This is a genomic window from Duganella aquatilis (assembly GCF_009674565.1).
Classification (GTDB): Bacteria; Pseudomonadota; Gammaproteobacteria; order Burkholderiales; family Burkholderiaceae_D; genus Rugamonas; species Rugamonas aquatilis.
In genome coordinates, this window is sequence record NZ_WKJL01000015.1 from 134,041 (window position 1) to 159,759 (window position 25,719).

General features: G+C 65.3%; 26 protein-coding genes and 1 pseudogene. 17 read left to right on the forward strand and 10 right to left on the reverse strand.

Going from position 1 to position 25,719, the window contains the following annotated elements; translation table 11 throughout:
• Positions 1 to 239 precede the first annotated feature (239 nt).
• The 4 genes from GJ698_RS19700 to mgrA all read left to right on the forward strand — a co-directional run bounded on the left by GJ698_RS19700 (position 240) and on the right by mgrA (position 3,506).
• Positions 240 to 1,220, forward strand: coding sequence for a LacI family DNA-binding transcriptional regulator (locus tag GJ698_RS19700; protein WP_154359592.1), 981 nt, complete (start codon positions 240 to 242; stop codon positions 1,218 to 1,220).
• 123 nt (positions 1,221 to 1,343) lie between these two features.
• Positions 1,344 to 1,922 (forward strand): superoxide dismutase [Fe], encoded by a 579-nt coding sequence (gene sodB, locus GJ698_RS19705; RefSeq protein WP_154359562.1) that lies wholly within the window; start codon positions 1,344 to 1,346, stop codon positions 1,920 to 1,922.
• Between the two features lie 75 nt (positions 1,923 to 1,997).
• Positions 1,998 to 2,249 (forward strand): hypothetical protein, encoded by a 252-nt coding sequence (locus tag GJ698_RS19710; RefSeq protein WP_154359563.1) that lies wholly within the window; start codon positions 1,998 to 2,000, stop codon positions 2,247 to 2,249.
• 216 nt (positions 2,250 to 2,465) lie between these two features.
• A complete protein-coding gene (gene mgrA, locus GJ698_RS19715) occupies positions 2,466 to 3,506 on the forward strand; it encodes an L-glyceraldehyde 3-phosphate reductase (protein ID WP_154359564.1) in 1,041 nt (346 codons plus the stop codon).
• Between the two features lies 1 nt (position 3,507).
• On the opposite strand, the gene GJ698_RS19720 is transcribed toward mgrA, so the two are convergent.
• Positions 3,508 to 3,990, reverse strand: a complete 483-nt coding sequence (locus GJ698_RS19720; protein WP_154359565.1) for a hypothetical protein — start codon at positions 3,988 to 3,990, stop codon at positions 3,508 to 3,510.
• A gap of 99 nt (positions 3,991 to 4,089) precedes the next feature.
• Between GJ698_RS19720 and GJ698_RS19725 the strand changes: the two genes are divergently transcribed.
• Positions 4,090 to 4,992 (forward strand): LysR family transcriptional regulator, encoded by a 903-nt coding sequence (locus GJ698_RS19725; protein ID WP_154359566.1) that lies wholly within the window; start codon positions 4,090 to 4,092, stop codon positions 4,990 to 4,992.
• Positions 4,993 to 4,996: 4 nt separating this feature from the next.
• On the opposite strand, the gene GJ698_RS31025 is transcribed toward GJ698_RS19725, so the two are convergent.
• Complete coding sequence (locus GJ698_RS31025) at positions 4,997 to 5,350, reverse strand: hypothetical protein (protein ID WP_229260079.1); 354 nt, start codon at positions 5,348 to 5,350, stop codon at positions 4,997 to 4,999.
• A gap of 165 nt (positions 5,351 to 5,515) precedes the next feature.
• On the opposite strand from GJ698_RS31025, the gene GJ698_RS19735 reads away from it, so the two are divergent.
• Genes GJ698_RS19735 through GJ698_RS19765 form a run of 7 tightly spaced genes read left to right on the forward strand, consistent with a single transcriptional unit; the run spans position 5,516 to position 11,908 of the window.
• The gene (locus GJ698_RS19735; protein ID WP_154359567.1) at positions 5,516 to 5,779 is read left to right on the forward strand and encodes a DUF4148 domain-containing protein; all 264 of its coding nucleotides are present in this window, start codon (positions 5,516 to 5,518) and stop codon (positions 5,777 to 5,779) included.
• Between the two features lie 9 nt (positions 5,780 to 5,788).
• On the forward strand, positions 5,789 to 7,225 hold the full coding sequence (locus GJ698_RS19740) for an efflux transporter outer membrane subunit (RefSeq protein ID WP_371865387.1): 1,437 nt from the start codon (positions 5,789 to 5,791) through the stop codon (positions 7,223 to 7,225).
• A gap of 51 nt (positions 7,226 to 7,276) precedes the next feature.
• Positions 7,277 to 7,774 (forward strand): MarR family winged helix-turn-helix transcriptional regulator, encoded by a 498-nt coding sequence (locus GJ698_RS19745; RefSeq protein WP_154359568.1) that lies wholly within the window; start codon positions 7,277 to 7,279, stop codon positions 7,772 to 7,774.
• Positions 7,775 to 7,783: 9 nt separating this feature from the next.
• Entirely contained in the window at positions 7,784 to 9,922 is a 2,139-nt protein-coding gene (locus GJ698_RS19750; protein ID WP_154359569.1) for an FUSC family protein, read from the forward strand.
• Entirely contained in the window at positions 9,900 to 10,112 is a 213-nt protein-coding gene (locus tag GJ698_RS19755; RefSeq protein WP_307766663.1) for a DUF1656 domain-containing protein, read from the forward strand. The genes GJ698_RS19750 and GJ698_RS19755 overlap by 23 nt, the downstream gene beginning before the upstream one ends.
• A gap of 28 nt (positions 10,113 to 10,140) precedes the next feature.
• Positions 10,141 to 11,001 carry an HlyD family secretion protein gene (locus GJ698_RS19760; protein WP_371865388.1) on the forward strand — a complete coding sequence of 287 codons (861 nt, stop codon included), beginning with the start codon at positions 10,141 to 10,143 and terminating at the stop codon, positions 10,999 to 11,001.
• On the forward strand, positions 10,994 to 11,908 hold the full coding sequence (locus GJ698_RS19765; RefSeq protein WP_154359570.1) for a LysR family transcriptional regulator: 915 nt from the start codon (positions 10,994 to 10,996) through the stop codon (positions 11,906 to 11,908). The genes GJ698_RS19760 and GJ698_RS19765 overlap by 8 nt, the downstream gene beginning before the upstream one ends.
• On the opposite strand, the gene GJ698_RS19770 is transcribed toward GJ698_RS19765, so the two are convergent.
• The 6 genes from GJ698_RS19770 to GJ698_RS19795 form a co-directional block, all read right to left on the reverse strand.
• The gene (locus GJ698_RS19770) at positions 11,868 to 12,350 is read right to left on the reverse strand and encodes an ester cyclase (RefSeq protein ID WP_154359571.1); all 483 of its coding nucleotides are present in this window, start codon (positions 12,348 to 12,350) and stop codon (positions 11,868 to 11,870) included. The genes GJ698_RS19765 and GJ698_RS19770 overlap by 41 nt on opposite strands.
• 104 nt (positions 12,351 to 12,454) lie before the next feature.
• Positions 12,455 to 13,201 carry an SDR family oxidoreductase gene (locus GJ698_RS19775; RefSeq protein WP_154359572.1) on the reverse strand — a complete coding sequence of 249 codons (747 nt, stop codon included), beginning with the start codon at positions 13,199 to 13,201 and terminating at the stop codon, positions 12,455 to 12,457.
• 44 nt (positions 13,202 to 13,245) lie between these two features.
• Positions 13,246 to 13,578 carry a hypothetical protein gene (locus tag GJ698_RS19780; protein WP_154359573.1) on the reverse strand — a complete coding sequence of 111 codons (333 nt, stop codon included), beginning with the start codon at positions 13,576 to 13,578 and terminating at the stop codon, positions 13,246 to 13,248.
• Between the two features lie 22 nt (positions 13,579 to 13,600).
• Positions 13,601 to 14,263: a thiol:disulfide interchange protein DsbA/DsbL gene (locus GJ698_RS19785; protein WP_154359574.1), complete on the reverse strand. Its 663-nt coding sequence runs from the start codon at positions 14,261 to 14,263 to the stop codon at positions 13,601 to 13,603.
• Between the two features lie 84 nt (positions 14,264 to 14,347).
• Positions 14,348 to 15,214 carry a cobalamin-binding protein gene (locus GJ698_RS19790; RefSeq protein ID WP_154359575.1) on the reverse strand — a complete coding sequence of 289 codons (867 nt, stop codon included), beginning with the start codon at positions 15,212 to 15,214 and terminating at the stop codon, positions 14,348 to 14,350.
• Positions 15,214 to 17,190, reverse strand: a complete 1,977-nt coding sequence (locus GJ698_RS19795) for a TonB-dependent receptor (RefSeq protein ID WP_154359576.1) — start codon at positions 17,188 to 17,190, stop codon at positions 15,214 to 15,216. Before GJ698_RS19795 ends, GJ698_RS19790 begins: the two co-directional genes overlap by 1 nt.
• A 139-nt stretch (positions 17,191 to 17,329) precedes the next feature.
• On the opposite strand from GJ698_RS19795, the gene GJ698_RS19800 reads away from it, so the two are divergent.
• On the forward strand, positions 17,330 to 18,133 hold the full coding sequence (locus GJ698_RS19800; protein ID WP_154359577.1) for a DODA-type extradiol aromatic ring-opening family dioxygenase: 804 nt from the start codon (positions 17,330 to 17,332) through the stop codon (positions 18,131 to 18,133).
• Here GJ698_RS19800 and ylqF read toward each other — a convergent pair.
• Positions 18,130 to 19,080 carry a ribosome biogenesis GTPase YlqF gene (gene ylqF / locus GJ698_RS19805; protein WP_154359578.1) on the reverse strand — a complete coding sequence of 317 codons (951 nt, stop codon included), beginning with the start codon at positions 19,078 to 19,080 and terminating at the stop codon, positions 18,130 to 18,132. The genes GJ698_RS19800 and ylqF overlap by 4 nt on opposite strands.
• 127 nt (positions 19,081 to 19,207) lie before the next feature.
• Between ylqF and GJ698_RS19810 the strand changes: the two genes are divergently transcribed.
• Both GJ698_RS19810 and GJ698_RS19815 read left to right on the forward strand, forming a co-directional pair.
• Positions 19,208 to 21,208: an OPT family oligopeptide transporter gene (locus GJ698_RS19810; protein ID WP_154359579.1), complete on the forward strand. Its 2,001-nt coding sequence runs from the start codon at positions 19,208 to 19,210 to the stop codon at positions 21,206 to 21,208.
• Positions 21,209 to 21,293: 85 nt separating this feature from the next.
• On the forward strand, positions 21,294 to 23,285 hold the full coding sequence (locus GJ698_RS19815) for an alpha/beta hydrolase family protein (RefSeq protein WP_371865389.1): 1,992 nt from the start codon (positions 21,294 to 21,296) through the stop codon (positions 23,283 to 23,285).
• Between the two features lie 16 nt (positions 23,286 to 23,301).
• On the opposite strand, the gene GJ698_RS19820 is transcribed toward GJ698_RS19815, so the two are convergent.
• Positions 23,302 to 24,228 (reverse strand): histone deacetylase family protein, encoded by a 927-nt coding sequence (locus GJ698_RS19820; protein WP_154359580.1) that lies wholly within the window; start codon positions 24,226 to 24,228, stop codon positions 23,302 to 23,304.
• A gap of 83 nt (positions 24,229 to 24,311) precedes the next feature.
• Here GJ698_RS19820 and GJ698_RS19825 point away from each other — a divergent pair, with 83 nt between their 5' ends.
• The gene (locus tag GJ698_RS19825) at positions 24,312 to 25,232 is read left to right on the forward strand and encodes an AAA family ATPase (protein WP_154359581.1); all 921 of its coding nucleotides are present in this window, start codon (positions 24,312 to 24,314) and stop codon (positions 25,230 to 25,232) included.
• Positions 25,233 to 25,238: 6 nt separating this feature from the next.
• A pseudogene (locus GJ698_RS19830) lies at positions 25,239 to 25,719 on the forward strand (DUF58 domain-containing protein); the annotation flags it as partial.

Below are 25,719 nucleotides of genomic sequence, written 5' to 3' on the forward strand. Positions count from 1 at the left end.
CGTTCTGTCTCTTATTGGTTTACTGCGGCTTGATTATATGTCATGCGTTATTATGAAAACGATTTCAAGCGCGTTTTTCATTAAATACCGCCACCGGCAGAAAGTCAATGCGATGTCACTCTTCAAAATGGCGGACAGGCCCGGAATTTATGGTAATCTTCGGCGAAAAGGTTTTCATAACTACATGACAAGGACGCGCTTTGGCTGAGATTCCCCACTCCACCGGCCCATCGACCCTGATGGATGTTGCACGCCAGGCGGGAGTGTCGCCCAGTACCGTTTCCCGCATCCTCAACGGCACCGCCAAGGTGTCGGACGACAAGCGCCAGGCCGTGCTGGCCGCCATCACCAAGATGAATTTCGCGCCCAACCAGATGGCGCAGGGCCTGAAAAAAGGCCGCTCGATGACCATCGGCATCGTGGTGCAGGATATTTCCTCCCCGTTCTTCGACGAAACGCTGCGCGGCGTCGACGATGGTCTGAAAGGCACCGGCTACGCCTCGGTGATCGTCAGCGGCCACTGGAACGCGGAAGAGGAAGCCGAGCGTATCCGCTTGCTGCTGGCGCGCAAGGTGGACGGCATCATCCTGCTGTCGGGCCGCATCGGCGACGAGGCGGTGCTGGGCTTTTCCGGCCAGCGGCCGATCGTCTCCACCGGCCGCGCGCTGCACACCCGCACCGCGCTGGGCTTCAAGATGGACAATGAATACGGCGCCTACCTGGCCGTGCACCATCTGATCGAACTGGGCCACCGTCGCATCGCCTTCATTTCCGGCCCGGCCAACAACATCGACGCCAACGAGCGCCTGGCCGGCTACACGCGCGCGCTGGAGGAAGCCGGCATTGCGCTGGACCAGAACCTGATCGTCGAGGGCAATTACCACGAGGCCAGCGGCATGCTGGCGATGAACCGTTTGTTCGACAGCCACCAGCAGTTCAGCGCGGTGTTTGCCGCCAACGACCTGAGCGCCTATGGCGCGCGGCTGGCCCTGTACCGCAAGGGCATCCGCGTGCCGGACGACATCTCGCTGGTCGGCTTCGATGACCTGCCCGGCTCGTCGTACACGACGCCGCCGCTGACCACCATCCGCCAGCCGCTGTACGACATCGGCCGCATCGCCACCCAGGCCTTGCTGCGCATCATCAACGGCGAGGAAGCGCGCGGCGAAGTGCCGCCGCTGGAGCTGATCGTGCGCGAGACCACGCGCCGGGTGCGCTAGGTTCGCTAACCCACACGAATCCCGGGTGATTTCTGCGGGGACGGCCCATCCGCTTTACAATGATGGACGTTTCGCTAAAAATGACCCGGTTTCAAGAAACCAACTCAAACCAAAGGAAGAACAATGGAACATACTCTGCCACCTCTGCCATATGCCATCGACGCCCTGGCGCCGTCCATCTCGCAAGAAACGCTGGAATACCACTACGGTAAGCATCACCAAACGTATGTCACCAACCTGAACAACCTGATCAAAGGTACCGAGTTCGAAAACCTGTCGCTGGAAGAAATCATCAAGAAGTCGTCGGGCGGCATCTTCAACAACTCGGCACAAGTGTGGAACCACACCTTCTACTGGAACAGCCTGACGCCAAACGGCAAAGGCGCACCAGACGGCGCGCTGGCCGATGCCATCAACGCCAAGTGGGGTTCGTTCGACAAATTCAAGGAAGAGTTCACCAAGTCGGCCGTCGGCAACTTCGGTTCGAGCTGGACCTGGCTGGTGAAAAAAGCCGACGGTTCGCTGGACATCGTCAACACCTCGAACGCCGCCACCCCGCTGACCACCGACGCCAAAGCGCTGATCACCTGCGACCTGTGGGAACACGCCTACTACATCGACTACCGCAACGTGCGTCCTAAGTACATCGAGACCTTCTTCAAGCTCGCCAACTGGGACTTCGCTGCCGCCAACTTCGCGTAAGCGACACCGGCAGCCTCAAAGCCCGCAGCGCCCCGCGCCTTGCGGGCTTTTTTACGCCCATTTGCGCTGCGACAAGTGCTGTTCGACGTGCTAGCATATCTTCGTCGGATGGAGGATGTCCTGAAAAAACTACCTGAGCACGAAGTCGCCCCCAACCTCGGCAAACCACCCAAAGGCGCGGTTTTCGAACGCCGCCCCTTGGAAGCACATGAGATCGACTGGGAATTGCATCGCCAGATCCTGGAAACGCTGATGTTCAAGCAAACGACGCACGAGGATTTCGACCGCATCAGAGCTGAGCTCAAAAATGAGTCTAGTAAAGTTTGATGTGCACAGCGACGGACGATTTCTAGCTTCATTAAGAGACCTTGGCGCCGGGCCAGCAGACCGCATTCTCGCCATGTTGGATGGAATGAGTGACTGCGTCTCCTGGGCGGAAATGCGCCGGACGTCGTGTGCGTGTTGGCGCGAGTGACAAGGCTCGTGTGAAGTTCCGCCGGCGCGACTATAATCGTCGAGCTCGATTTCACACGGAGACACGCAATGACCTACCAGGCTTCACCACACCGTTACGATGAAATGCAGTACCGCACCTGCGGCCGCAGCGGCTTGAAATTGCCGGCGATGTCGCTCGGCCTGTGGCATAACTTCGGCGATACCAACACCCTCGCCTCGCAGCGCGAGATGCTGCGCACGGCGTTTGATCTCGGCATCACCCACTTCGACCTGGCCAACAACTACGGGCCGCCTTACGGTTCGGCGGAAACCAATTTCGGCCACCTGTTCAAGGAAGATTTCAAGCCCTACCGCGATGAGCTGATCATCTCCACCAAGGCCGGCTGGGACATGTGGCCCGGTCCTTACGGCCAGGGCGGCGGTTCGCGCAAGTATGTGCTGGCCAGCCTGGACCAGTCGCTGCAACGCATGGGGCTCGACTACGTCGATATCTTCTACTCGCACCGCTTCGATCCGGACACGCCGCTGGAGGAAACCATGGGCGCGCTGGCGCACGCGGTCCAGCAGGGCAAGGCGCTGTATGTGGGCGTGTCGTCCTACTCCGCCGAAAAGACCGCCGAAGCGGCGCGCCTGCTGAAGGAGTGGAAGGTGCCGTGCCTGATCCATCAGCCCTCCTACAATATGCTGAACCGCTGGATCGAGACCGAAGGCCTGCTCGATACGCTGGGCCAGGAAGGCATAGGCTGCATCACCTTCACCGCGCTGGCGCAGGGCATCCTGAGCGACAAGTACCTGAACGGCACGCCGGCCGATGCGCGCATCAACCGTCCGGGCGGCGGCTCGCTGCAGCAGTCGCACCTGAGCGAAGCCAATCTGGAACGCGTGCGCGGCCTGAACGAAATCGCCAGGCGCCGCGGCCAGACGCTGGCGCAGATGGCGCTGGCCTGGGTGCTGCGCGATCCGCGCATCACCTCCACGCTGATCGGCGCCAGCAACGCCGCGCAGATCCGCGAGAACGTCGCCGCGCTGAAGAACCTGTCCTTCTCCACCGAAGAACTGGCGCAGATCGACGCGCAGGCGCAGGAAGGCGCCATCAACCTGTGGGCCGGCTCCTCCTCGCACCGCTGACTCAGTGCGCGCCGTAGAAGGCTTCGCCCTGCGCCAGATGCTGGGTGAAGTCGAAGCGGCGCGCCAGCATCGCCTCGAAATCCGCGCGCGCAATGCGCATCACATAGCTGTGCTGATTGGCGATCAGCCGGCTGTCCGGCGGCAGCAGCGCCACGTGCTCGCCGCCGTACCACTTGGCCGCATCCGCATGGCCGGCCTTCAGCACCTGCCCGCCCTGCTCGATCTGCCAGCCGCCATCGAGCAGAATCCAGATATGGTCGTTGGCGTCCAGGCGGTTGCTGACCTCCATGCCGGCCTGCGCTTCCCACTCGGTTGAATGATCGATCACCCATTGCAGCTGGCGCTTGTCCAGCCCGGTGAAGAACGGCGTCTTTTTCAGCAGATGCAGATACGTGACGGACTGTTTCATGTGCGGCTCCTGTGTGGTGCAGCCGCCCACGGCGATCGCAAAGGCAGCGGCAAGCAGGTATCGGGCGATGTTCATGGAAGGCTCCTGGTGAGTTGATGAAACCAGTATGACTTCTCGCCATCCATGAATAAACACAGTAATATTGCAATCACTATGCAATAACCGCGAATAAAAATGGACCGTTTCAACGCCATGCGCATTTTCACCCGCATTGTCGAGCTGGAAAGTTTCAGCAAGGCCGCGGAGGATTTGCAGATTCCCGCCGCCACCGCCACCTACACCATCAAGCAGCTGGAGGCGCGGCTCGGCGTGCGCCTGCTTCAGCGCACCACGCGCCATGTCAGCACCACGCTGGACGGCCAGGCGTATTACCAGCGCTGCGTGCGCATCCTGGCGGACGTGGAGGAAACGGAAGCGGGCTTCGGCAACAGCGGCGTGGCGCCGCGCGGCAAGCTGCGCGTGGATTTGCAGGGGACGCTGGCCCAGCATTACGTGCTGCCGCGCCTGAAGGAATTCTTTGCGCGCTACCCGGATATCGAACTGGAAATCGGCATGGGCGACCGCCTGGTCGACCTGGTGCGCGACGGCATCGACTGCGTGCTGCGCGTCGGCGAACTGCGCGACTCCAGCATGGTCGGCCGCCGCGTCGCCAGCCTGCAGCAGGTCACCTGCGCCAGCGCCGCCTACTTTGAACAATACGGCACGCCCACCACGCTGGACGAGCTGCTGACCCAAGGCCACCGCGCGGTGAACTTCTTCTCATCCAGCACCGGCAAGATGTTCCCGTTCGATTTCGTGGTCGATGGCGTGGAACGCAGCATCGCCCTGCCCGGCAGCGTGTCGGTCGCCAGCGCCGAGGCCTATGCGGCCTGCTGCACCCACGATCTGGGACTGGTGCAGGCGCCGCGCTACCACATGGCGCAGCAGCTGCGCAGCGGCGCGCTGCGCGAAGTGCTGGCGGAATGGCGGCCACGGCCGATGCCGGTCTCGGTGCTGTACCCGCACCAGCGGCAGCTGTCGCCGCGCGTGCGGGTGTTCGTCGACTGGCTCAGCGACGTGATGACCGCCGCCAGCTAGCTCGTCAATCGCGGCGCGACCAGTCGCGCCGTTCCTCGCGCTGCGCCTGCGGCGGCACATCGCGCGACGCGGTGTCGTTCGGCAGCACGTCGTGGAATTCGCCATCCACCAGCGGGATCGATTCGACATGGTCGAAACCGATGTCGCCCGCCTCCACATTGGCTTCGTCCGCGCCGGCGCGCTCGCCGGTGCCGTGGGCGTCGGTGTCGCTGTCCAGGCCCAGGTCGGGCTCGCCCACCACATCGCTGCCGCTGTCGGAATTGTCGCTCGGGCCCAGGGCGCGCGTGCCGTGGCCGCGTCCGAGGATACGGTCGGCGCCTGCCGGAATGTTATCCGGGTCCAAAGTACTGTCAGCCATGATCGCCTCCTTGCCATAAAAATCACATTACACCATCGCCATCGCACCAGGTCGGTGCGGCGGTTCGCTTATGGCATTGCCTGGCTATCGTTCTTATAGGAATTTTTTACTTTACAAATGTATTATTCATCTCTATAGTTATACTCATTAATTACGGAGAACGTCATGAGCACGACTACCAAACACCTGTTGGGCGCCATCGCCACCGCCGCTTTTGCCATCGCCGCCACCGCCACCACGGTGACCAACGCCTTCGCCGAGGATGCCCCGGCGCCAGCCGCCAAAACCACCAAAGCGGAAGCGCCTGCCGGCAAAACCCGCGCCGAAGTCCAGGCCGAATTCCTGGAAGCCCGCAAAAACGGCACCCTGCTGGAAACCGAGGCGGACTTCGACGTCGCCCAGACCCGCAAGCACGTGGTCAAGCACTAAGCGACGCCAGTGAACCAGCGCTCGTCCAAACTTGCCCTGCTCGCCTGCGCACTGGCCGTGCTGGCCGGTTGCGCCGACATGGGCAACGTCAAGCCGCAAGCCACGCAGCTGAAGCCCGCTGAACTGAATCCGGGCAAAGCCATCGCCGCCGCCAGCGAAAACATCGCCTGGCCCGACGAACGCTGGTGGGAAGCGCTGCACGACGAGCAGCTGAACAAACTGGTGACCGCGGCACTGAGCGACAACCCGAACCTGCGCGCCACGCTGGCCCGCGTGCGCCAGGCCGAATCGCTGGCCGGCGTCGCCAAGGCCGCCACGCAGCCGCGCGTGGACGCCTCGGCCAGCGCCGACCGCGAGTTGTACTCGGCGCACAGTACGATCCCCGCACCACTCGCCGGGAACTACGCGTGGAAAAATACCGCCACGCTATCCGGTTCCTACGATCTGGATCTGTGGGGTCGCAATCGCGATGCGCTGGCCGCCGCGCTGGACGACGTCCACATGGCAGCCGCCGAATCGCAAATGGCGCGCCTGACGCTGGAGACCTCCATCGTCCGCACCTACATCCAGCTGTCGCTGGAGTACGCGCTGCAGGACAGCGTGGCCGACAACCTGGCGCAGCGCCAGCGCATCCTGGACATCACGCGCCGCCGCAAGGCGGCCGGCCTGGCCAGCGACCTGGATGTGACCAGCATCGAAACCACACTGCCGGCCGGACGGCGCGAGCACGAGCAATATGGCGAGTCCATTGCCCTGCTGCGCAACCAGCTGGCGACACTGATCGGCAAAGGACCGGGCGACGGCGATACGATCGCCCGGCCGCTGCTGACCCTCGGCACCACCCGCAGCGACGGCGTGCCGGCCACGCTGCCGGCCGAACTGGTGGGCCGCCGCCCGGACATCGTGGCGCAGCGCTGGCGCGTGGAAGCCGCCGGCACCCGCATCGACGTCGCGAAAAAAGATTTTTATCCGAATGTGAACCTGGCGGCCTTCGCCGGCATGCAGTCGCTGGGCTTCGGCCACTTCCTGGACGCCAGCTCGCGCATGCGCGGCATCACGCCGGCCATCAGCCTGCCGGTGTTCGAGGGCGGCCGCCTGCGCAGCCAGTTGGGCAACCAGACCGCTGTCTACGACGGCGCGGTGGAGCAGTACAACGCCACGGTGATCCAGGCCATGTCCGACGTCGCCAACGCGGTGGTGAAGATCGCGTCGGTCAGGCAGCAGGACGAACTGGCGCAGCGCGCGCTCGATTCGGCGCGCCGCCAGCAGCAACTGGCGGAAAAAGCCTACCAGGCCGGCTTGACCGATACACTGAACGTGATCAACGCCCAGTTGACTTTGTTGAACGAGCAGCAGCAAATGGCGCAAGTGGCCAGCAAACAGCTTGATAATTACGCTTTATTGATGTCGGCGCTGGGCGGAGGCATAAAACTGGATTTTGATTGACACTTTAAATAGTACAATCAAGCCTTTCTAAAAGATATCAGAGGAGTGGCAATGAGTAGTTTTGATGCGACTAAAAGGCGCCTTAAAAATATCCATGGCCGAATACCGGAATTCCCTGAGGAGTTGATGCGCCTGTTGCGCATGACTTACCACATCCAGAAACGGATGAAAGATTTGAGCAACGCCGCACTGCGTAAATACGAGCTGGTTGACGCCAGCTACATGGTGCTGGCGGTGCTGTACGGTTCGGACAATGAAACCTCGACCGCGTCCACGCTGGGTGAGGCTTGCATGGAAAAACCGGCCAACCTGACGCGCGTGTGCAACGACCTGGAAGCCCAGGGCCTGATCACCCGCGGCAACCGGCCCGGCGACCGCCGCTGCGTGATGATCTCGCTGACGGACGCCGGCCGCACGCTGGCCGAAAAAGTGCTGCCGGAAGTCTGGCGCACCACCACGCGCGCGTATGATGGCTACAGCGAGGAAGAAGTAAAACTTTTGGAAAGGCTGCTGAAACGGCAGCTCGATAATTTAGAAGCAATCACCTAGAAACGACCAATGAACGCACCTGCCGCCGCCCCTTCCCCGGACCAACGCGCGGCGCGGAGGGCGTTCACCTGGTTCAGGGCGCAAACCGCCGACTGGGCCGCCACCGAAGGCCAGCGCTGGATCTTTGTCGCCAAGGCCATGCTGGCCGCGTTTGCCGCCCTGTGGCTGTCGTTCCGTCTCGGTCTCGAAGCGCCCTACACCGCCCTTGCCACCACCGTGGTCCTGGCCCTGCCCAGCAGCGGCATGGTGCTGGAAAAAGCCCTGCACCGTTTTCTCGGCACGCTGGTCGGCTGCTCCGCCGCGCTGACGCTGGTGGCGCTGTTCCCGCAATCGCCGACGGTGCTGTTCCTCGGCCTGGCGCTGTGGGTGGCGCTGTGCACCGGCGGCGCCGCCATGCACCGCAACCAGCAGTCCTACAGCTTCGTGCTGGCCGGCTATACCGCCGTGATGATCGCAACGCCGGCGGTCGATGCGCCGGGCAATGTGTTCACGCTGGCCGTCACGCGCGTGACCGAAGTCAGTCTGGGCATCATCTGCTCGGCCGTGGTGCACGACGTGTTTTTCCCGCGCCGCCATTCCGGCGCCGTGATGCGCACCGTGCAGGCGCGCTACGCCGGCTTCATCGATTTCTGCCGCCAGGTGCTGGAGCACCGCATCACGCCGGCCGATGCCGAGCTAAACCACCTGAAGTTCGCCGCCGATATCGCCGCGCTGGAATCGGGCCGCGCCGCCGCCTTCTTCGAGGCCGGCCATTCGCGCTCGCAGACGCGCCAGCTGCACGCCTTCAACGCCGCCTTCATGACGGCGCTGACCACCTTCTACACGCTGCACCGCCTGAGCCACCGCCTGCGCGCGGCCGGCGACGGCCCGGTACTGGCCCTGGTGGAACCGATGTACGCCCACCTGGCGCAGGCCATGGGCGACGAGCTGACGCCGGCGCGGCTGGCGCAGATGCGCAGCAAGCTGGCCGACGACAGCGCCGCCGCCCACGCGCAGCTGGCCGCCGGGCCGGAACTGGAGCGCGCGCGCCACATCGACTTCGACACGGCGGTGGAGCTGCTGGAACGCTTCGCCGGCAACCTGGCCGACTTCGCCGCGCTGTACCACGGCCTGGCGCAGCAGAAGCGCCAGCAGGTCAGCGATCCGGGCGCCTATTCGCCGAAGACGCCGCCCGCCATCATCGTCGCCAGCGGCGTGCGCGCCGGCGCCACGCTGCTGGCGACGGCCGCCATGTGGTACTGGCTGGCGTGGCCGGCCACCGTCAACGCGATCCTGATGGCGACCATCTTCTGCGCGCTGGCCTCGTCCTCGCCGCGCCCGACGGTGCTGGTCAAGCAGGTGCTGATCGGCTTCCTGATCTCGATGCCGTTCGCCTTCGTCACCGAGTTCCTGCTGGTGGCCAGGGCCGACAGTTTCTATCCGCTGGTGCTGGCGGCGCTGCCGCTGTTCGCCTTCGGCGCTTACCTCAGCAGCGGTCCGCGCTGGAGCGGCGTCGGCATCGGCGTCGGCATGTTCTCGGCCACGCTGGTGGTGCCGGCCAACCTGATGCACTACGATGTTGAATCCTTCATCAGCAGCGAGCTGTCGCTGACCATGGGCGTGGCGGTGGCCTTCGTGATGTTCAAGGTGCTGCTGCCGGAGCACACGATGGGCCATCGCGGCCACGTGGCGGCCGCGCTGTGGCAGGAGGCGCGCAACGCCTGCAGCGCGCGCCTGCATCGCCTGAAGCGCCGCTTCGACAACCGCGTGCGCGATCTGCTGAGTCAATTGAACGCCGCCGCCGGCCCGTCGCCGAACGCGCAGACGCGCGCCGTGGTGCGCCAGGGCCTGACCTTGCTGGAGCTGGGCCACGCCGCCATCGAACTGCGCCAGCTGATCGCCGCCTCGCACGCGGGCGGCGCGCGCGACAGCCTGGAGGTGGTGCTGCGCCAGCTGGCCGCGTATCTGGATGCGCCGACCCGCGCCGCCGGCGAAGCGGTGCTGGCGGCGATCCTGCACGCCGGCACGGCGGTGCGCGCCGCACTGCCCGATGCGCATCCCGAACGCCGCGCGCGCCTGCACATGGCGCTGACCGACCTGCATTCCATCTATACGTCCCTGCTGGACCAGCTTTCTGGAGAATCGAATGTTCCAACACCTGCCGCGTGAAATCGACTTTTTCGGCGTGCTGCTGCCCGGCGTGCTGCCGGTCTTCCTGCTCAGCGCCGTGCTGCAACTGGTGCTTGACGCGGTGTTAAGCTATGTCGGCGCGTATCGCCACAGCTGGCACCCGGCGCTGGTGCGGCTGTGCATGTTCGTCTGTATCTTCAGTGCCTTGCTGGTCACGCTGTACCAATAATAAATTCAACTTCCTGTGAGAGCCTTCTGTGAGCGCATCTAAAATCTTCCGCTTTTGTCTGACCATGCTGTTGCTGGCGGCGGCCCTGTGGGCGGGCCGCACCGCCTGGGACCACTACATGGAATCGGCCTGGACCCGCGACGGCCGCGTCAAGGCCGACGTGGTGACCATCAGCGCCGACGTCGCCGGCACCGTCACCGAGGTGCTGGTGCACGACAACCAGCTGGTGCAGAAAGGCGATGTGCTGTTCGTCGTCGACAAGGCGCGCTACGAAAATGCGCTGATCCAGTCGAAGGCGCTGCTGGCGTCACAGCAGGTGGAAAAAGGCCGCCGCACCAGCGAGGCCAAGCGCCGCGCCGATCTGGACGCCTCCATCGTCTCGGCCGAGAGCAAGGAAACGGCGGAAGCGGCGGTCGGCACCGCGTCGGCCCAGTACCAGGCGGCGGTGTCGGCGCGCGACCTGGCGGAGCTGAACCTGGAACGCACCGTGGTGCGCGCGCCGGTGACCGGCTACGTCACCAACCTGAATGTGCATCCGGGCGACTTCGCCGCTGTCGGCGCGGCCAAGCTGGCGCTGATCGATGCCGCCTCGTTCTACGTGGTCGGCTACTTCGAGGAGACCAAGCTGCCGCTGCTGAAGGTGAACGACAAGGTCGAGATCCACATGATGAGCGGCGCGGCGCTGCTGCAAGGGCATATCGAGAGCATCGCGCGCGGCATCACCGACCGCGATGCGAACCTGGGCCGCGAGCTGCTGGCCGACGTCAACCCGACCTTCAACTGGGTGCGCCTGGCGCAGCGGGTGCCGGTGCGCATCCACATCGACAGCAAGCCCAAGGATCTGGAACTGGTGGCCGGCACCACCTGCACGGTGGTGATCCATGGATAGCAGCAATGACCGCTTCACGGTCGTGCGGCTGTTCCTCGACGCCGCGCAGCTGGGCAGCTTTTCGGCCGCCGGCCGCAAGCAGGGCATGTCGCCGGCGGCCGCCAGCGCCAGCATCCAGCGGCTGGAACTGTCATTGCAGGTCAAGCTGTTCGAGCGCACCACGCGCCAACTGCGGCTGACCGAGGAAGGCAAGGTGTATCGCCATTTCAGCGAGCAGGCGATGGCGCTGATGGCGGAGGCGGAATCGAGCCTGCATGCCGGCACCGACAGCGTGCGCGGCATGGTGAAGATCTCGGCGCCGTCTGACCTCGGCCGCAATGTGCTGATGCCGATGCTGGACGCCTTCCGCGCCATCCATCCGGAAGTGCAGTATGCGCTGACGCTGAGCGACAACACCTCCAACATGGTGCAGGACGATATCGACCTGGCGCTGCGCTACGGCCAGCTGGCAGACAGCGAGATGGTGGCGCGGGTGCTGGCGCCGAGCCGGCGCGTGGTGTGTGCGGCGCCGGCGCTGATCGCGCAGACCGGCGGCCCGGCCATGCCGGAGGATCTGGCCAGCCTGCCGACGCTGGTGCTGGTGACGGCGCTGGGGCCGATGCAGGACTGGCGCTATTGCAGCAACGACGACGCCGACGAGCGCCTGTCGGTGCGTGTGCGCCGCACGCAGCAAAGCAACGACGGCGAGATTATCCGCAAGTGGGCCATCGCCGGCCAGGGCTATGCCTACAAATCGATCATCGACATCTCGGACGATCTGCGCAGCGGGCGGCTGGCGACGGTGCTGGACGAATACTTCACCGACAGCGCGCCGCTGAATATCCTCTACCACCGCAACCGCTACCAGCCGCCGCGCATCGCGCTGCTTATTGCGTTCCTGATGCAGCGCTTTGCGGATCTGGCGTGATGCCCAGCTGCTGAAGCAGCGTCAGGTTGTCTTCCAGGTGCCAGTTCTCGGCGATGCGGCCGTTCACCACGTGATACAGGTCGAAGGCCTGGAAGTCGATGGCCTGGCCCCTGCCCTGCACGGCGCCGAACTTGCCGGTGAAGTGACCGGTGAAATGCAGGCGTACCGAGACCAGGTCGCCGTTCGGCACGATGTGCGTGGCTTCGGCCTTCAGGTCCGGCACGGCGGTGCGGAAGAATTGCGAGGCTTGCAGCGGGCCGTTGACGCCCTGTTCGCGGCCGGCCGGCAAGGTGCGGTCGATGAAGTCCGGCGCCAGCGCTTTCTTCGCCAGCGCCGGATCGCCGGTGTTCCAGAAGGCGGCGTAGGTGCGGGCGGCGTCGGCGACCGGATCGGCGTGGGCGGCGCCGGCTGCCAGCAGGCCGGCAATGAGAAGTGCTTTCATGATGCTTCCTTTGATGAAGTGGATGCACCCATTTTGCGCGCGCACCGGCCGCGTGGGAATGCGGCTGGCGCATGAAGCACCTTCAAGCGGCGATTGAATATGCGCTAGCGCGCGCCGGCGGCGTCGATGATGGCGCCGCTGACGTAGCTGGACTGCTCGCCCAGCAGCCACAAAATGGTTTCCGCAATCTCCTCCGGCTGGCCGCCGCGCCCCAGCGGCACGGTGGACGCCAGCTTGCTGACGCGGTCCGCATCGCCGCCGCTGGCGTGGATCTCGGTGTAGACAATCCCCGGCCGCACGCAGTTGACGCGGATGCCCTCCGGCCCCACCTCCTTCGACAGGCCCAGCGTCAGCACGTCCACCGCGCCCTTGGACCCCGCATAGTCCACGTACACATTGCCGGCCCCATGGCGCGCCGCGCCCGAGGACACGTTGACGATGCCGCCGCCCTGCCCGCCGCGCGCGGTGGACATGCGCCGCACCGCCTCGCGACTGCACAGGAAGTAGCTGAGCACATTGGTGGTCAGCACGCGCTGCAGGCGCTCGGCCGACATATCGGCCAACTGTCCCTGCTGCTCCAGCACGCCGACATTGTTGACCAGCGCCGTCAGCGGCCCCAGTTCCTCGTCGATGGTGGTGAACAGCCGCAGCACGTCGGCCTCGATGCCGACGTCCGCCTGCACGGCGATGGCCTCGCCGCCCTCGGCCACGATCTGCGCGCGCAGGCGCTCGGCGGCGGCGGCGTTGCTGACATAGTTGATGCAGACCGCATAACCGCGGCGGCTCGCCAGCAGCGCGGTGGCGGCGCCGATGCCGCGGCTGCTGCCGGTCACCAGGAGTACTTGTTTCATGCTTGACCTTTCATGAAAAAAGCCCGCTGCTGCGGGCTTTCGGATTATTTTTCCGGGCTGAGATGGCTCATCGCGTAGGTCAGATGCTCCCACCAGTGCTCGCGCGACTGCACGCTGCGCAGGCACTTCTTATCCAGCTCGGTCTTGAAGATCGGGTCGCGGCACTGCTTGCCGATCAGCGCATTGCGCTGGTTCTCGGCGTTGACCAGGGCCACGCACAGCCACAGGATCAGGCCGAGGAACACAATGACCAGGCTCCACGCCACGTGGTTGATGTACGACCATTCAAACAAGGTTTCCAGCGCAGGCGAAGATTCCTTGTAAATCTTCATGACCTGGGCTTCCGCCTCTTCCCGCTCGTTGTTGGGGAATTTCATTGCCCTACCCGTCCTTCCTTGATTACTTCTTGCCTGCGCGTTCCGCCAGCGATTTTGCCACCAGGCTGTCCGCGACGGCAAACATGGCCGCATGCGCCGCCGGCGCCGAGGTCAGGCCGTGGCCTGCCACCGCCGGCGAGGTGGTGTAGCGGCCGTCGATGACCAGTGCCGGCACGCTATCCAGTTTATACTGATTTGCCACCTGCACGCCGCGTTTCAATTTGGTTTGCACGCCGAACGAGTTGAAGGTCTCCAGGTACTTGGCCTTGTCGACGCCGTTCTTGACCACGAAGTCCAGCAGCGCCTGGTCGGTATTCAGGCGGTTGCGCTCGACGTGGATGGCGCGGAAGATTTTTTCGTGCATGCCGTTGCCCAGCGCGTTCATGGATTCCAGCGTGTAGAAGGCCTTGGCTTGCGGGTCTTCACCCATGTGCATGCGGCGGAACACGATCTTGTCGCTGTTCTTCTTGACCCATGCGGCCAGGTCCGGATCGAGCGCGTTGCAGTGCGGGCAGTGGTACATGAAGAATTCCAGCACCTCGACTTTCTTGCCGGTGTCCGGGCTTGGGCCGTTGACGCTGTTGTAGTCGACGCCATCCTTGAAGTCGGCGGCGGAGGCGCCGGCGGCAGCGGCCATAAAGGCGACGGTGGCAATCAGTGGACGCAGCAAGTTCAGGAGACGCATAACAATCCTTCAAGTATGAGATGAGTGGCAAACGCGGGGAGATTACCACTTTTTCCCCGGTTAGAGATAACTGTTAAGTCAACTTTAAGGCCGGCGTCGGCGCGCGGTCTCCAGTTTTTCGCACAGCACCGCGATGCCGTCGGCGATGCGCGGCGTGGCGCGCACCAGCAGTTCGCTGTCCAGCATGAACAGGTTGTCGCGCTGGACCGCCAGCATGCCCTTGTACGGCTTCCAGATGTTGATGCCGGCCTGGCCGCTGTGCTGCTCGCCGCCGACGATGGCTTCCGGATTTTCCTGCAACACGGCCTCGGTGCTGACCGACGGCGCCGTCACCTTCAGACCGGCGAAGATGTTGCGGCCGCCGCAGACGCGCAGCGCGTCGCTGACGATGTGTTCTCCGTTGAGCGTGAACAGCGGCTTTTCCCAGATCTGGTAGAACACCTTGACCGGCGGGCGTTGTGCGTAGGTGGCCGTCAGCTTGCCGATTTTCTGGCGGTAGTCGCGCGCGGCCGCTTGCGCCGTGCTGTCGGTGCCCAGCAGCTGGCCCAGGCGCGTCAGGCTGGTGGCGATGTCGTCCAGCTTTTTCGGCTCGCTGTAGAAGATCGGAATGCCCAGGCTTTTCAGCTGCGCCAGCTGGCGTTCGGTATTCCCGGTCTGCCACACCACCAGCAGGTCCGGGCGCAGCGCCAGCACGCGCTCCATGTCGATCTGGGCGTCGCTGCCGATCAGCGGGATACGCTTGGCGGCTTGCGGATAGTCGCTGTAGTTCATGGCACCGACCACGCGCTCGCCGCCACCGGCCGCGAACAGCAGCTCGGTGATGTGCGGCGCGGTCGAGATCACGCGCAGCGCCGGCCTGGCCAGGGTGACGCTATTGCCGGCGTCGTCCTGCACCGTGACACCGTGCGCGGCGCCGGCGGCCAGCGCCAGCATCAGTGCGAAGCCGCGCATCAGAACTCGTAGCGCGCCGAGATTTTCAGCTGGCGGCCGTCAGCCGGGTAGATGCCGTACTTGCAGCCGTAGGCCTGCGAGAAGTAGTGCTTGTCCGCCAGGTTCTGGCCCGACACCGCCCACTCCCACTGGCCGAACCTGCGGGCATAGCGCGCGTCCAGCGTGGTGTAGGAAGGCATCTCGCCCGAACAGCTGTTGTCGAAGTCGGCGCCGTAGCGCTGCTTGTCGACCCACTGCGCGCCGAAATCGGCGGTCTGGCCGCTGGCCGGCGTCCAGCTGACGCGCGCGGTCAGCACGTTCTTCGGCACCAGCACCATTTCGCGGCCATCGTTGACGCCTTCGCGGAACTTGGCCTGCACGTGCTGGTAGTGCGCGTTCAGGTTCCAGGCGGCGGCCAGGCGCTGTTCGGCGTCCAGCTCGAAGCCCTGACGGCGCGTCGGGTCCAGGTTGGTGTTGGCGCCGAAGCCGCCGTTCAGCGTTGGATCGTAGAAGATTTCGTTGGTCAGGTTGTTGCGGAACACGCGCGCGGTGATTTTCTGCGTGGCGTTGGCGTAGCTGGCGCCCAGCTCCGCATCGTGCGACTGCTGCGCCGCCAGCGGCTTGTTGAAGACCGGCGTGTAGGCGTTTTCGTCGGCGTTGGCGACGCGGTAGCTCTGCCCCAGTTTGCCGTACACGGTCAGGTTAGACACCGGCATGTAGCTCGCCTGCAGTTCCCAGGCGTTCAGGCCCTGCACCACGTTGTAGCCGGCGGTGGCCACCGGATCGACGAAGTCCTTGTCGAAGATTTCGCGGCGCACGCCAGCCGAGATGCGGCCTTCATGCGCCGGGTCGAAGCGCAGTTCGTCGCGCAGGTAGAGCGCCTTGGATTTCTGGTTGGCGTCGGCGGCGGAGAAATCGGAGGCGGTGGTGCGCTCCCACTTGATGAAGTCGACGCCGGCCACCAGTTCATTGACCATGCCGTTGATCGCGCCCAGCTTGCGCACGCGCGGCGAGAACTGCAGCTGCTTGCTGTCGTAGGTGCTGGTCGACGGGAAGCCGCTGAACACATAGGTCGATTCCACGGTCTTCTTGCGGTACGACAGATCGGCCGCGATGTCGTGGCCGAACAGGCGGTACTGGCCGAACACGGTCAGGCGGTCGCTGTCGAGCGAGCCGTTGTCGTCCGGCGTCAGCGTCTGGCGCGGGTTGGCGTGGTACTGGGCTTCGGTCAGCGCGCCGGCGAAGCGCATGTCCTGGCGCGCGCCTTCGTAGCGGAAGCCGATGCGGTCGAAGTCGTTGGCGAACCATTGCGCGCCGCCGCTGAAATGGGTCTGCTTGAATTCGTTGTTGTCGCGGTAGTTGTCGGTGCGCTGGTGGTCCAGCGTGGCGTCGGCGGCAAAGCCGTTCCAGGATTGCGTGGCCGAGATGCGCGCTTCGCCGGCGTGGAACTGGCCGCCTTCGAGGAACACGCTGCCACGGCTGGTGTACTGGCCTGGACGCCTGGTGACGATGTTGATCACGCCGGCGGTGGCGCCGTCGCCGTACAACACGCTGGCGCCGCCGCGCAGGATTTCGATGCGCTCCACCGTGTCGACCGGGATGGTGGACAGGACGGCGTTGCTCAATTCATTTTCCGACAGGCGCACGCCGTCCAGCACGATGACCATGTTCTGGCTGCTGTTGGTGCCGAAGCCGCGCAGGTCGAGGCCGAAGTCCGGGCTGCCGTCCAGGCTCTGGCGGCCGTAGACGCCGCCGATCTTGCGGATCGCCGCATTGACGTCGCTGGCGCCGGCGCGGCGGATCTCGTCCGCACTGATGATGGTGGCGCCGATCGGGGCCAGCGACGGGTCGGCGTCGAAGCGCGAGCCGGTGACCACCACCGAGGCCAGCGCCTGGCCGGCCTGCACGGTGTCTTCCGCCTGGGCGGCGAACGGCGTGGCGAAGCAAAGGGAAACAGCGGCGGCCAGCAGGCGCGGACGGAATGCGGAGGATATCATGATGTTATTGAGTCAAGCACTAGGAGCCGCAGATTATACGCGTGACAAGATCATTCAGGTTTTGGATATGATCTATCTATATTTACTGCATTGATTACGAAAGCGTGAGTGCTTATAGTGAAGACTGAAAGGAACTCCTATGACCACGCAAAAACTCCCCACCTATTTCCTGTCCCACGGCGGCGGCCCATGGCCGTTCATGATGGACCAGGTCGGCCATTTGTACGGCAAGCTGGATGCCTCGCTGCGCGATATCCCGCGCCAGATCGGCGTCACGCCCAAGGCGGTGCTGGTGATTACTGCGCACTGGGAGGGCCGCGATTTCATGCTGTCGTCGTCCGCCAAACCGCCGATGATTTACGACTACGGCGGCTTCCCGCCACATACCTACCAGGTGCAGTACAGCGCGCCGGGTTCGCCGGCGCTGGCGGCGCAGGTGCAGCAACTGCTGCAGGCCGGCGGCCATGCAGCGCTGCTGGATCCGGAGCGTGGTTTCGACCACGGCACCTTCAGCGCCATGTATCCGGTGTATCCGGATGCGGACGTGCCGATCGTGCAGCTGTCGCTCAAGTACGGCCTCGATCCGCAGACGCACCTGGAAGTCGGTCGCTTGCTGGCGCCCTTGCGCGAGCAGGGCGTGCTGATTGTCGGCAGCGGGCTGAGTTACCACAATCTGCGCGCCTTCAATGCGGCCGGTGCGGCGGCCTCGCATGCGTTTGACGACTGGCTGCGCCAGACCATGGCCTTGCCGCCGCAGCAGCGCAGCGCGCAGTTGATGAAGTGGGACGAGGCGCCGGCCGCGCGCATGGCGCATCCGCGCGAAGAGCACCTGCTGCCGCTGATGGTGGTGCTGGGCGCCGCCGAGAACGACGACGCCTCCGTGCCGTATCACGAGGATGCCTTCATGGGCACCCTCGCGGTCAGCAGCTTTAAACTCGGTTAAGTACCGCGCTTGCCGTTGGCGGCGGCCTTGGCTTTTTCGGCGGCGATGGCGGCTTTCTCGGCGGCCTTGGCCGCCATTTCAGCTTCGTGCTGCGCCAGGCGCACGCCGCGCGTCTCCGGCGTCTCCAGCGAGATGCGGCCCAGGATGCCGCTGCGGTAGTCGCCCAGGAAGGTGTGCGCGGCCTTTTCGTAATCGAGGTCGCCGCCCTTCTGGCGGAAGCCGCGCTTCATGCCCACGCCTTCCACCACGCCGATGGCGTCGAAGCTCTCGATGTCCTTGAAGCCGTAGCGCGCCACCAGCAGCTGCGGGTAGTGCACCAGCAGCTCGCCGGCCAGAAACTCCGCCACTTCCTCTTCAATCAGCGCATTCGAGCCGATCGCGTGGCTGGCGGCCAGCATCAGGCCATCGCTTGGCAGCGCGATCTTCGGCCACAGCATGCCGGGCGTATCGACCAGCACCGTGTTCTTGTCCAGGTACAGCTTCTGCTGCTGCTTGGTCACGGCCGGCTCGTCGCCCACCTTGGCCACGCGCTTTTTCAGCAAGGCGTTCATCAGCGTCGACTTGCCGACGTTGGGGATGCCCATGATCATGATGCGCAGCGGCTTGGTCGGCACGCCGCGGTGCGGCGCCAGCTGCTTGGCCAGGTCCGGAATGCGCGCCACGTCGGCCGGCTTCTTGGTGGTCATGGCGTACGCGGTCACGCCTTCCTGGGCGTTGTAGTAGGCGGTCCAGGCGGCGGTGGCGGCCGGATCGGCCAGATCGATCTTGTTGAGGATCTTCAGGCAGGGACGCTGGCGGAACTTGCGCAGCTCCTCCACCATGGGGTTGGTGCTGGCCTCCGGCAGGCGCGCGTCGACCACTTCGATCACCAGATCGGTGTTCTCCATCTGTTCCGCCGCCTTCTTCTTGGCGGCGTTCATATGCCCCGGGTACCATTGTATCGACATGCTCTGACCTTCAAAATCGTTCTGACAACCTGCTATTTTACCTGCTAACCGGCGCGGGATTCGTTTATCATGAGTCGCCTTTCCTTTTTCTAATCATATAAACAATATTTCAACCGGAGTGCTGAAGATGAGCATAGCTGCACCGTCCAACCCGAAGGAGATCACCCTTCGCGGCATTATTCTGGGCATTCTGATTACGCTGATATTCACGGCGGCCCAGGTGTATCTGGGTCTGAAGGTCGGTCTGACCTTCGCCACCTCGATCCCCGCCGCGGTGATCTCGATGGCGCTGCTCAGCGCCTTCAAGGACGCCACCATCCAGGAAAACAACATCGTCCAGACCATCGCCTCCGCAGCAGGCACGCTGGCCTCGGTGATCTTCGTGCTGCCTGGCCTGCTGATGATCGGCTGGTGGGCGCACGTGCCGTTCTGGCCGACCTTCGGCGCCTGCGCCATCGGCGGCGTGCTGGGCGTGATGTACACGGTGCCGCTGCGCCGCGCGCTGGTGTCGCAATCGAACCTGCCGTATCCGGAAGGCGTGGCCGCCGCTGAAGTGCTGAAGGTCGGCATGGCCTCGCGCGAAGGCGCGGCCGAGGGCAAGGCCGGCCTGCGCGCAGTGATCTGGGGCGCGCTGACGTCGGCGCTGTTTGCCGCCGGCGCCGCCGCCAAGCTGCTGGCCGCCGAAGTGTCGGTCTACTTCCGCACCGGAAGCGGCGCCACCGCCGGCGCCACCGGCATCGGCGCATCGAGCTCGCTGGCCCTGATCGGCGCCGGCCACCTGATGGGCATCACCGTCGGTGTCGCCATGGGTGTCGGCACCATCATCGCCTGGGGCGTGCTGGTGCCGCTGATGACGTCCCTGACGCCGGCCGCCGCCGGGGTCGACGCCGCCGGCCACGCGCTGGGCATCTGGTCCAAGCAGGTGCGCATGATCGGCGCCGGCGTGATCGGCATCGCCGCCATCGTCACGCTGGCCGGCCTGGCCAAGCCTATCCTGGGCGGCCTGACGTCGGCCATGGAGACCGCGCGCAAGGCCAAGCTGGAAGGCGCGGTGCTGGACCGCACGGAAATGGATATGCCGATCTTCATCGTCGGCCTGGTGACGCTGATCGCGCTGGTGCCGGCCGGCTGGCTGCTGGCCAGCTTCCTGCAGGGCGGCCCGCTGATGTCGCTGGCCGTGCCGCTGGTGGCGGTAGGCGTCGGCTACATCCTGATCGCCGGTATCTTCGCGGCCGCCGTGTGCGGCTACATGGCGGGCCTGATCGGTTCGTCGAACTCGCCGGTGTCCGGCATCGCCATCCTGACCATCCTCGGCGCCGCGCTCAGCGTCGGCTTCGTCGGCCGCAGCGTGATGGGGCCGGAAGTGGCGCAGGCGCTGATCGCCTTCGCGCTGTTCGTCACCACCGTGGTGCTGGCGGTGGCCGTGATCGGCAACGACAACCTGCAGGATCTGAAAACCGGCCAGCTGGTCAACGCCACGCCGTGGAAGCAGCAGGTCGGCCTGCTGATCGGCGTCGCCGCCGGTTCGTGCGTGGTGCCGCCGGTGCTGGAACTGCTGAATCACGCCAACGGCTTCGTCGGCGCGCCGAATCTCGATTCGATCTCCAGCGAGCCGCTGGCCGCGCCGCAGGCGCTGCTGATCTCGACGCTGGCCAAGGGCGTCATCGGCGGCGACCTGCAATGGGATCTGCTGGGCTACGGCGTGCTGATCGGCCTGGGCCTGGTGGTGATCAACTTCCTGCTGAAGAAGTTCAGCAACGACAAATACAGCCTGCCGCCGCTGGGCGTGGGCCTGGCCATCTACCTGCCGAGCGCCGTCATCACCCCGGTGGTGATCGGCGCCGTCACCGGCTGGCTGTTCGACCGCGCGGTCGAACGCAAGGTGGGCGGCGAATCGGCCAAGCGCATCGGCGTGCTGGTGATGTCCGGCTTCATCGTCGGCGAGAGCCTGTTCAACGTCGCGCTGGCGGGCCTGATCGTCCTGTCGGGCAAAGGCGAGCCGCTGGCGGTGGCCAACAGCATGAGCGAGGGCGCCTCGATGGTGGTGGCGCTGATCGTCGGCGTGGCCATCGTCTGGGGCCTGTACCGCTGGTCGGCCAGGAACGGCGAGGCGGTGCACCAGAAATAAGGCTGACGCCACTCCGCCTATTGCCAATAGACAAATATTTCATTGCCTTTTATGATAGCGAAATTGTCAATCATAAAGGTGCACTGTGATACCACGCTGTTTTACCTCCCTGCTGCTGGCCGGCGTCCTGCTGGCCGGCGCTGCCGCCGCCCAGCCGGGCGCCGAGAGCTTCTTCCAGACGCCCAAGGCCGGCCATGTTGAACTGTCGCCCAAGGGCGGCTATGTCACCATGGTCAGCATCTTGCCCGGCGGCGTCAGCGTGCTGACGGTGCACGACACCAGCGATGTCGCCAAGTTCAAGCCCATCATCCGCACTTCCAGCGAAGAGGTGATCCTCGCGGTCCACTGGATCAACGAGAACCGCATCGGCTTCACCATCAAGAACCGCCGCATCGAGTTCAACGGCAACCTCGACGAAATGGCGGCCGACCGCGACGGCGGCAATCTGACCCACCTCATCACCGGCAACTGGGAGCACCAGCAGGAAGTCACCGGCAGCTTCATCGCCAACAAGCTGCTGACCGCCGACTATGTGTTCTTCGACGTGCTGCACGACGGCTCGGACGATATCCTGCTGAAGAAATACTTCTGGAATAACATCGATCCGACGCCGGACCACGCACGCCTGTTCCGCCTGAACACCCGCACGCGCCAGCTGCGCGGCCTGGAGGGCACGCAGCCGACCTCGGCGCTGATGTGGCTGGCCGACAACCGCGGCGTGCCGCGGGTGGCGGTGTCGCGGCGCAAGGGCCACTGCATCACGGCCCACCGCCCGGCGCTCGGCGGCGAATGGCGCGAGCTGGACGACAGCGACTGCATCGTCGGCAACGGCTTCACGCCCTCCTTCTTCGACGGCGAGGACACGCTGTACGTGGTGGCCGACCACAAGGGCTATGGCGCGCTGTTCCGCTACGACCTGAAGGCCATGCAGCGCGACGCCGAGCCGGTCGTCTCGGTGCCCGGCTTCGACTACAGCGGCACGCCGGTGATGGACTACGCCAGCCGCCGCCTGGTCGGCCTGCACCTGTACACCGACGCCGGCACCACCTACTGGATGAACCCGGTGCTGAAGGCCGAGCAGGCCAAGATCGACGCCATGCTGACCGCCACCACCAACACCGTCTTTTGCGCCGACGAGTGCCTGACGGCGCCGGTGCTGCTGGTGATGGCGGCCTCCGACCGCCAGCCGACGCAGTACATCATCTACCACCGCGACAGCGGCAAGATGGAGGGCCTGGGCCACGCCCATCCGGAGATCCAGGCCTCGCAGATGGGCCTGCGCGACTTCCACCGCTACACGGCGCGCGACGGCCGCAGCATCCCGGTCTATGTGACGCTGCCGCCCGGCAAAGCCAGCGGCCCGCGCCCGGCGGTGGTGCTGGTGCATGGCGGCCCGGCGGCGCGCGGTGCCTACTGGGAGTGGGATGACGAGGCGCAGTTCCTGGCCACACGCGGCTATGTGGTGATCCAGCCGGAATTCCGCGGCGGCACCGGCTTCGGCGCGGCCCACTTCAACGCCGGCCTGAAACAATGGGGCATGGCGATGCAGGACGATCTGGTCGACGCCGCCCAGTGGGCGGTCAAGCAGGGGTGGGCCGATCCCAAACGCATCGGCATCATGGGCGCCAGCTATGGCAGCTATGCCACGCTGATGGGACTGATCCAGAATCCGCAGGTGTTCCGCTGCGGCGTCGAATGGGCCGGCGTCACCGATATCGATCTGCTGTTCAGCACCACATATTCGGACGCCTCGCAGGAAGACCTGAAGTACGGCATGCGCACCCTGATCGGCGATCCCGACAACGCGGCCGACGCCGCCCGCTTCCGCCAGTATTCGCCGCTGCAGCGCGCCGCCGAACTGAAACAGCCGCTGCTGATGGCGCACGGGCTGGAGGACAAACGGGTGCCGCTGGTGCACGCCACCCGCTTCTACGACGCGGTCAAGCGCAGCAATCCTCACGTGGAGCTGATCACCTATCCGAACGAGGGCCACGGCTGGCGTCACGACGCCACCAATATCGCCTTCTGGCAGCGGGTCGAGGCCTTCCTCGAGCAGAACCTGAAGCAGGCGCCGTAAGCGCGCCGGCGCTGGTCTAGAGGTCGGCCAGCGCCTTGACGTGGGCCACCACGCTGCGGCCCAGCGCCGACAGGTTGTAGCCGCCTTCCAGGCAGCTGACGATGCGGCCCTTGGCATACACCCTGGCCACGTCCATTATCTGCTGCGTGATCCAGGCGTAGTCGTCCTCCACCAGGCCCATGCCGCCGATGTCGTCCTCGCGGTGGGCGTCGAAGCCGGCCGAGATGAACAGCATCTCCGGCTGGAACGCGTGCAGCGCCGGCAGCCATTGTTCGGTGACGATGCGGCGCACCACGTCGCCCTTGGTGTAGGCCGGCACCGGCACATTGACCTGGTGCCCGGTGATCGGCTGCGGCTCGCAGTACGGATACAGCGGGTGCTGGAAGAAGCTGACCATCAGCGCGCGCGGCTCGTTGCGGAAGGCTTCCTCGGTGCCGTTGCCGTGGTGGACGTCGAAGTCGACGATGGCCACGCGCGACAGGCCGCGCACGTCCAGCGCGTGCTTGGCGGCGACGGCGACGTTGTTGAACAGGCAGAAGCCCATCGGCTCCACCGGCCGCGCGTGGTGGCCGGGCGGGCGCACCGAGCAGAAGGCGTTGTCGATTTCGCCGTCGATGACGGCGTCGGTGGCGGCCACCGCGGCGCCGGCGGCGCGCTGCGCGGCGCGCCAGCTCCAGGCGTTGAGCGAGGTGTCGCCGTCGATCGGATAGGTGTCGCCTTCGGCCGGCACGTTGTCGCGCACGATGGCGATGGCGTTCTTGCTGTGGTTGCGTTCCAGGTCCGCCAGGTCCACCAGCGGCGCCTCGCGGTGGTCCAGCAGGTCGCTGATGTGCGAGCCGATCAGCTGGTCGGCAATGGCCTGCAGGCGCGCCGGGGATTCTGGGTGCCAGTCGCCCATGTCGTGGCGCTGGCAATCGGGATGGCTGTAAATGGCTGTGCTCATGTGACCTGGATGTCTCTGTTTTTTCTGCGGCAAGCGTTTTCTCGCATAGAATCGCTCCTAGGCGCTAATCTACCATACATATCATGACCACAAAATTGCATGCGGTCGCCCGCCAGGTGGGCGGCATCATCGTCGGCAAGGAGTTGCAGATCCGCCTCGCCCTCACCTGCCTGCTGGCCGGCGGCCATTTGCTGGTCGAGGATGTGCCGGGCGTCGGCAAGACCACGCTGGCGCACGCGCTGGCCATTTCGCTGGGCCTGCGCTTCAACCGCGTGCAGTTCACCAGCGACCTGCTGCCGGCCGACGTCAACGGCATTTCGATTTTCGAGCGCGAGCGCAACGGCTTCGTGTTTCATCCGGGGCCGATTTTCACGCAGGTGCTGCTGGCCGACGAAATCAACCGCGCCACGCCGAAGACGCAATCGGGCCTGCTGGAGGCGATGGAGGAACGCCAGGTCAGCGCCGACGGCGTCACGCGTGCGCTGCCGTCGCCGTTCTTTGTCATCGCCACGCAGAATCCCGCGCACCAGATCGGCACCTTCCCGCTGCCGGAGTCGCAGCTGGACCGCTTCCTGATGTGTCTTTCGCTGGGCTATCCGGACGCCGCCGCCGAACGCGCGCTGCTGATGGGCGAGGACCGGCGCGAACTGCTGAAAACCCTGCCGGCGGCGATGACGGCCGAGGAACTGCTGCAGGCGCAGCAAGGGCTGCGGCAGATCCACGCATCGGCGGCGCTGATCGATTACGTGCAGGCGCTGGCGGCGGCCTCGCGCCAGAACGGCATGTTCGCCGAGGGACTGAGTCCGCGCGCGGCCATCGCGCTGCTGCAGGCGGCGCGCGCGTGGGCGGCGCTGGAGGGCCGCGACCACGTGCTGCCGGAGGATGTGCAGGCGGTGCTGGTGCCGGTGTGCGCGCACCGTCTGCGGCCGCTGAAGTCGGCCCACGGCGTGGCGCTGGCCAGCCGCGATCTGGTCTTGCAGCTGCAAGCGTCGGTGGCGGTGTAGGCACCGATGGCCGGCGCGCTGCACGCGTTGTACCGCAAGGGCCGCGACAAATGGCTGTTCCAGCTGCGCGACGCCGAGCCGGGCACGGTGACGCTGACCATGCGCCGCGTGTTCATCATGCCGACCCGCGCCGGGCTGGCGTTCGCCGGGCTGCTGCTGGTGATGCTGATCGGCGCGCTGAATTACAACCTGGGCCTGGGCTTCGCGCTGACCTGCTTTGCCGGCGCCTGCGCGGTGGCCGACATGTATCTGACCGCGCGCAACCTCGCCAAGCTGCAGCTGGCGCCGGGCCGCGCGGCGCCGGTGTTTGCCGGCGAGGCGGCGCAGTTCGAGCTGCATCTGCTGAACCGCGGCGGGCCGGATCGCTATGCGCTGTGGCTCGGCTTTCAGGCCGACGGCGAGCCGCGCCAGGTGGCCGATGTGGCGGCCGACGGCGCCAGCGCGCTGACGCTGTCGACGCCGGCGCCGCAGCGCGGCTGGCTGGCGG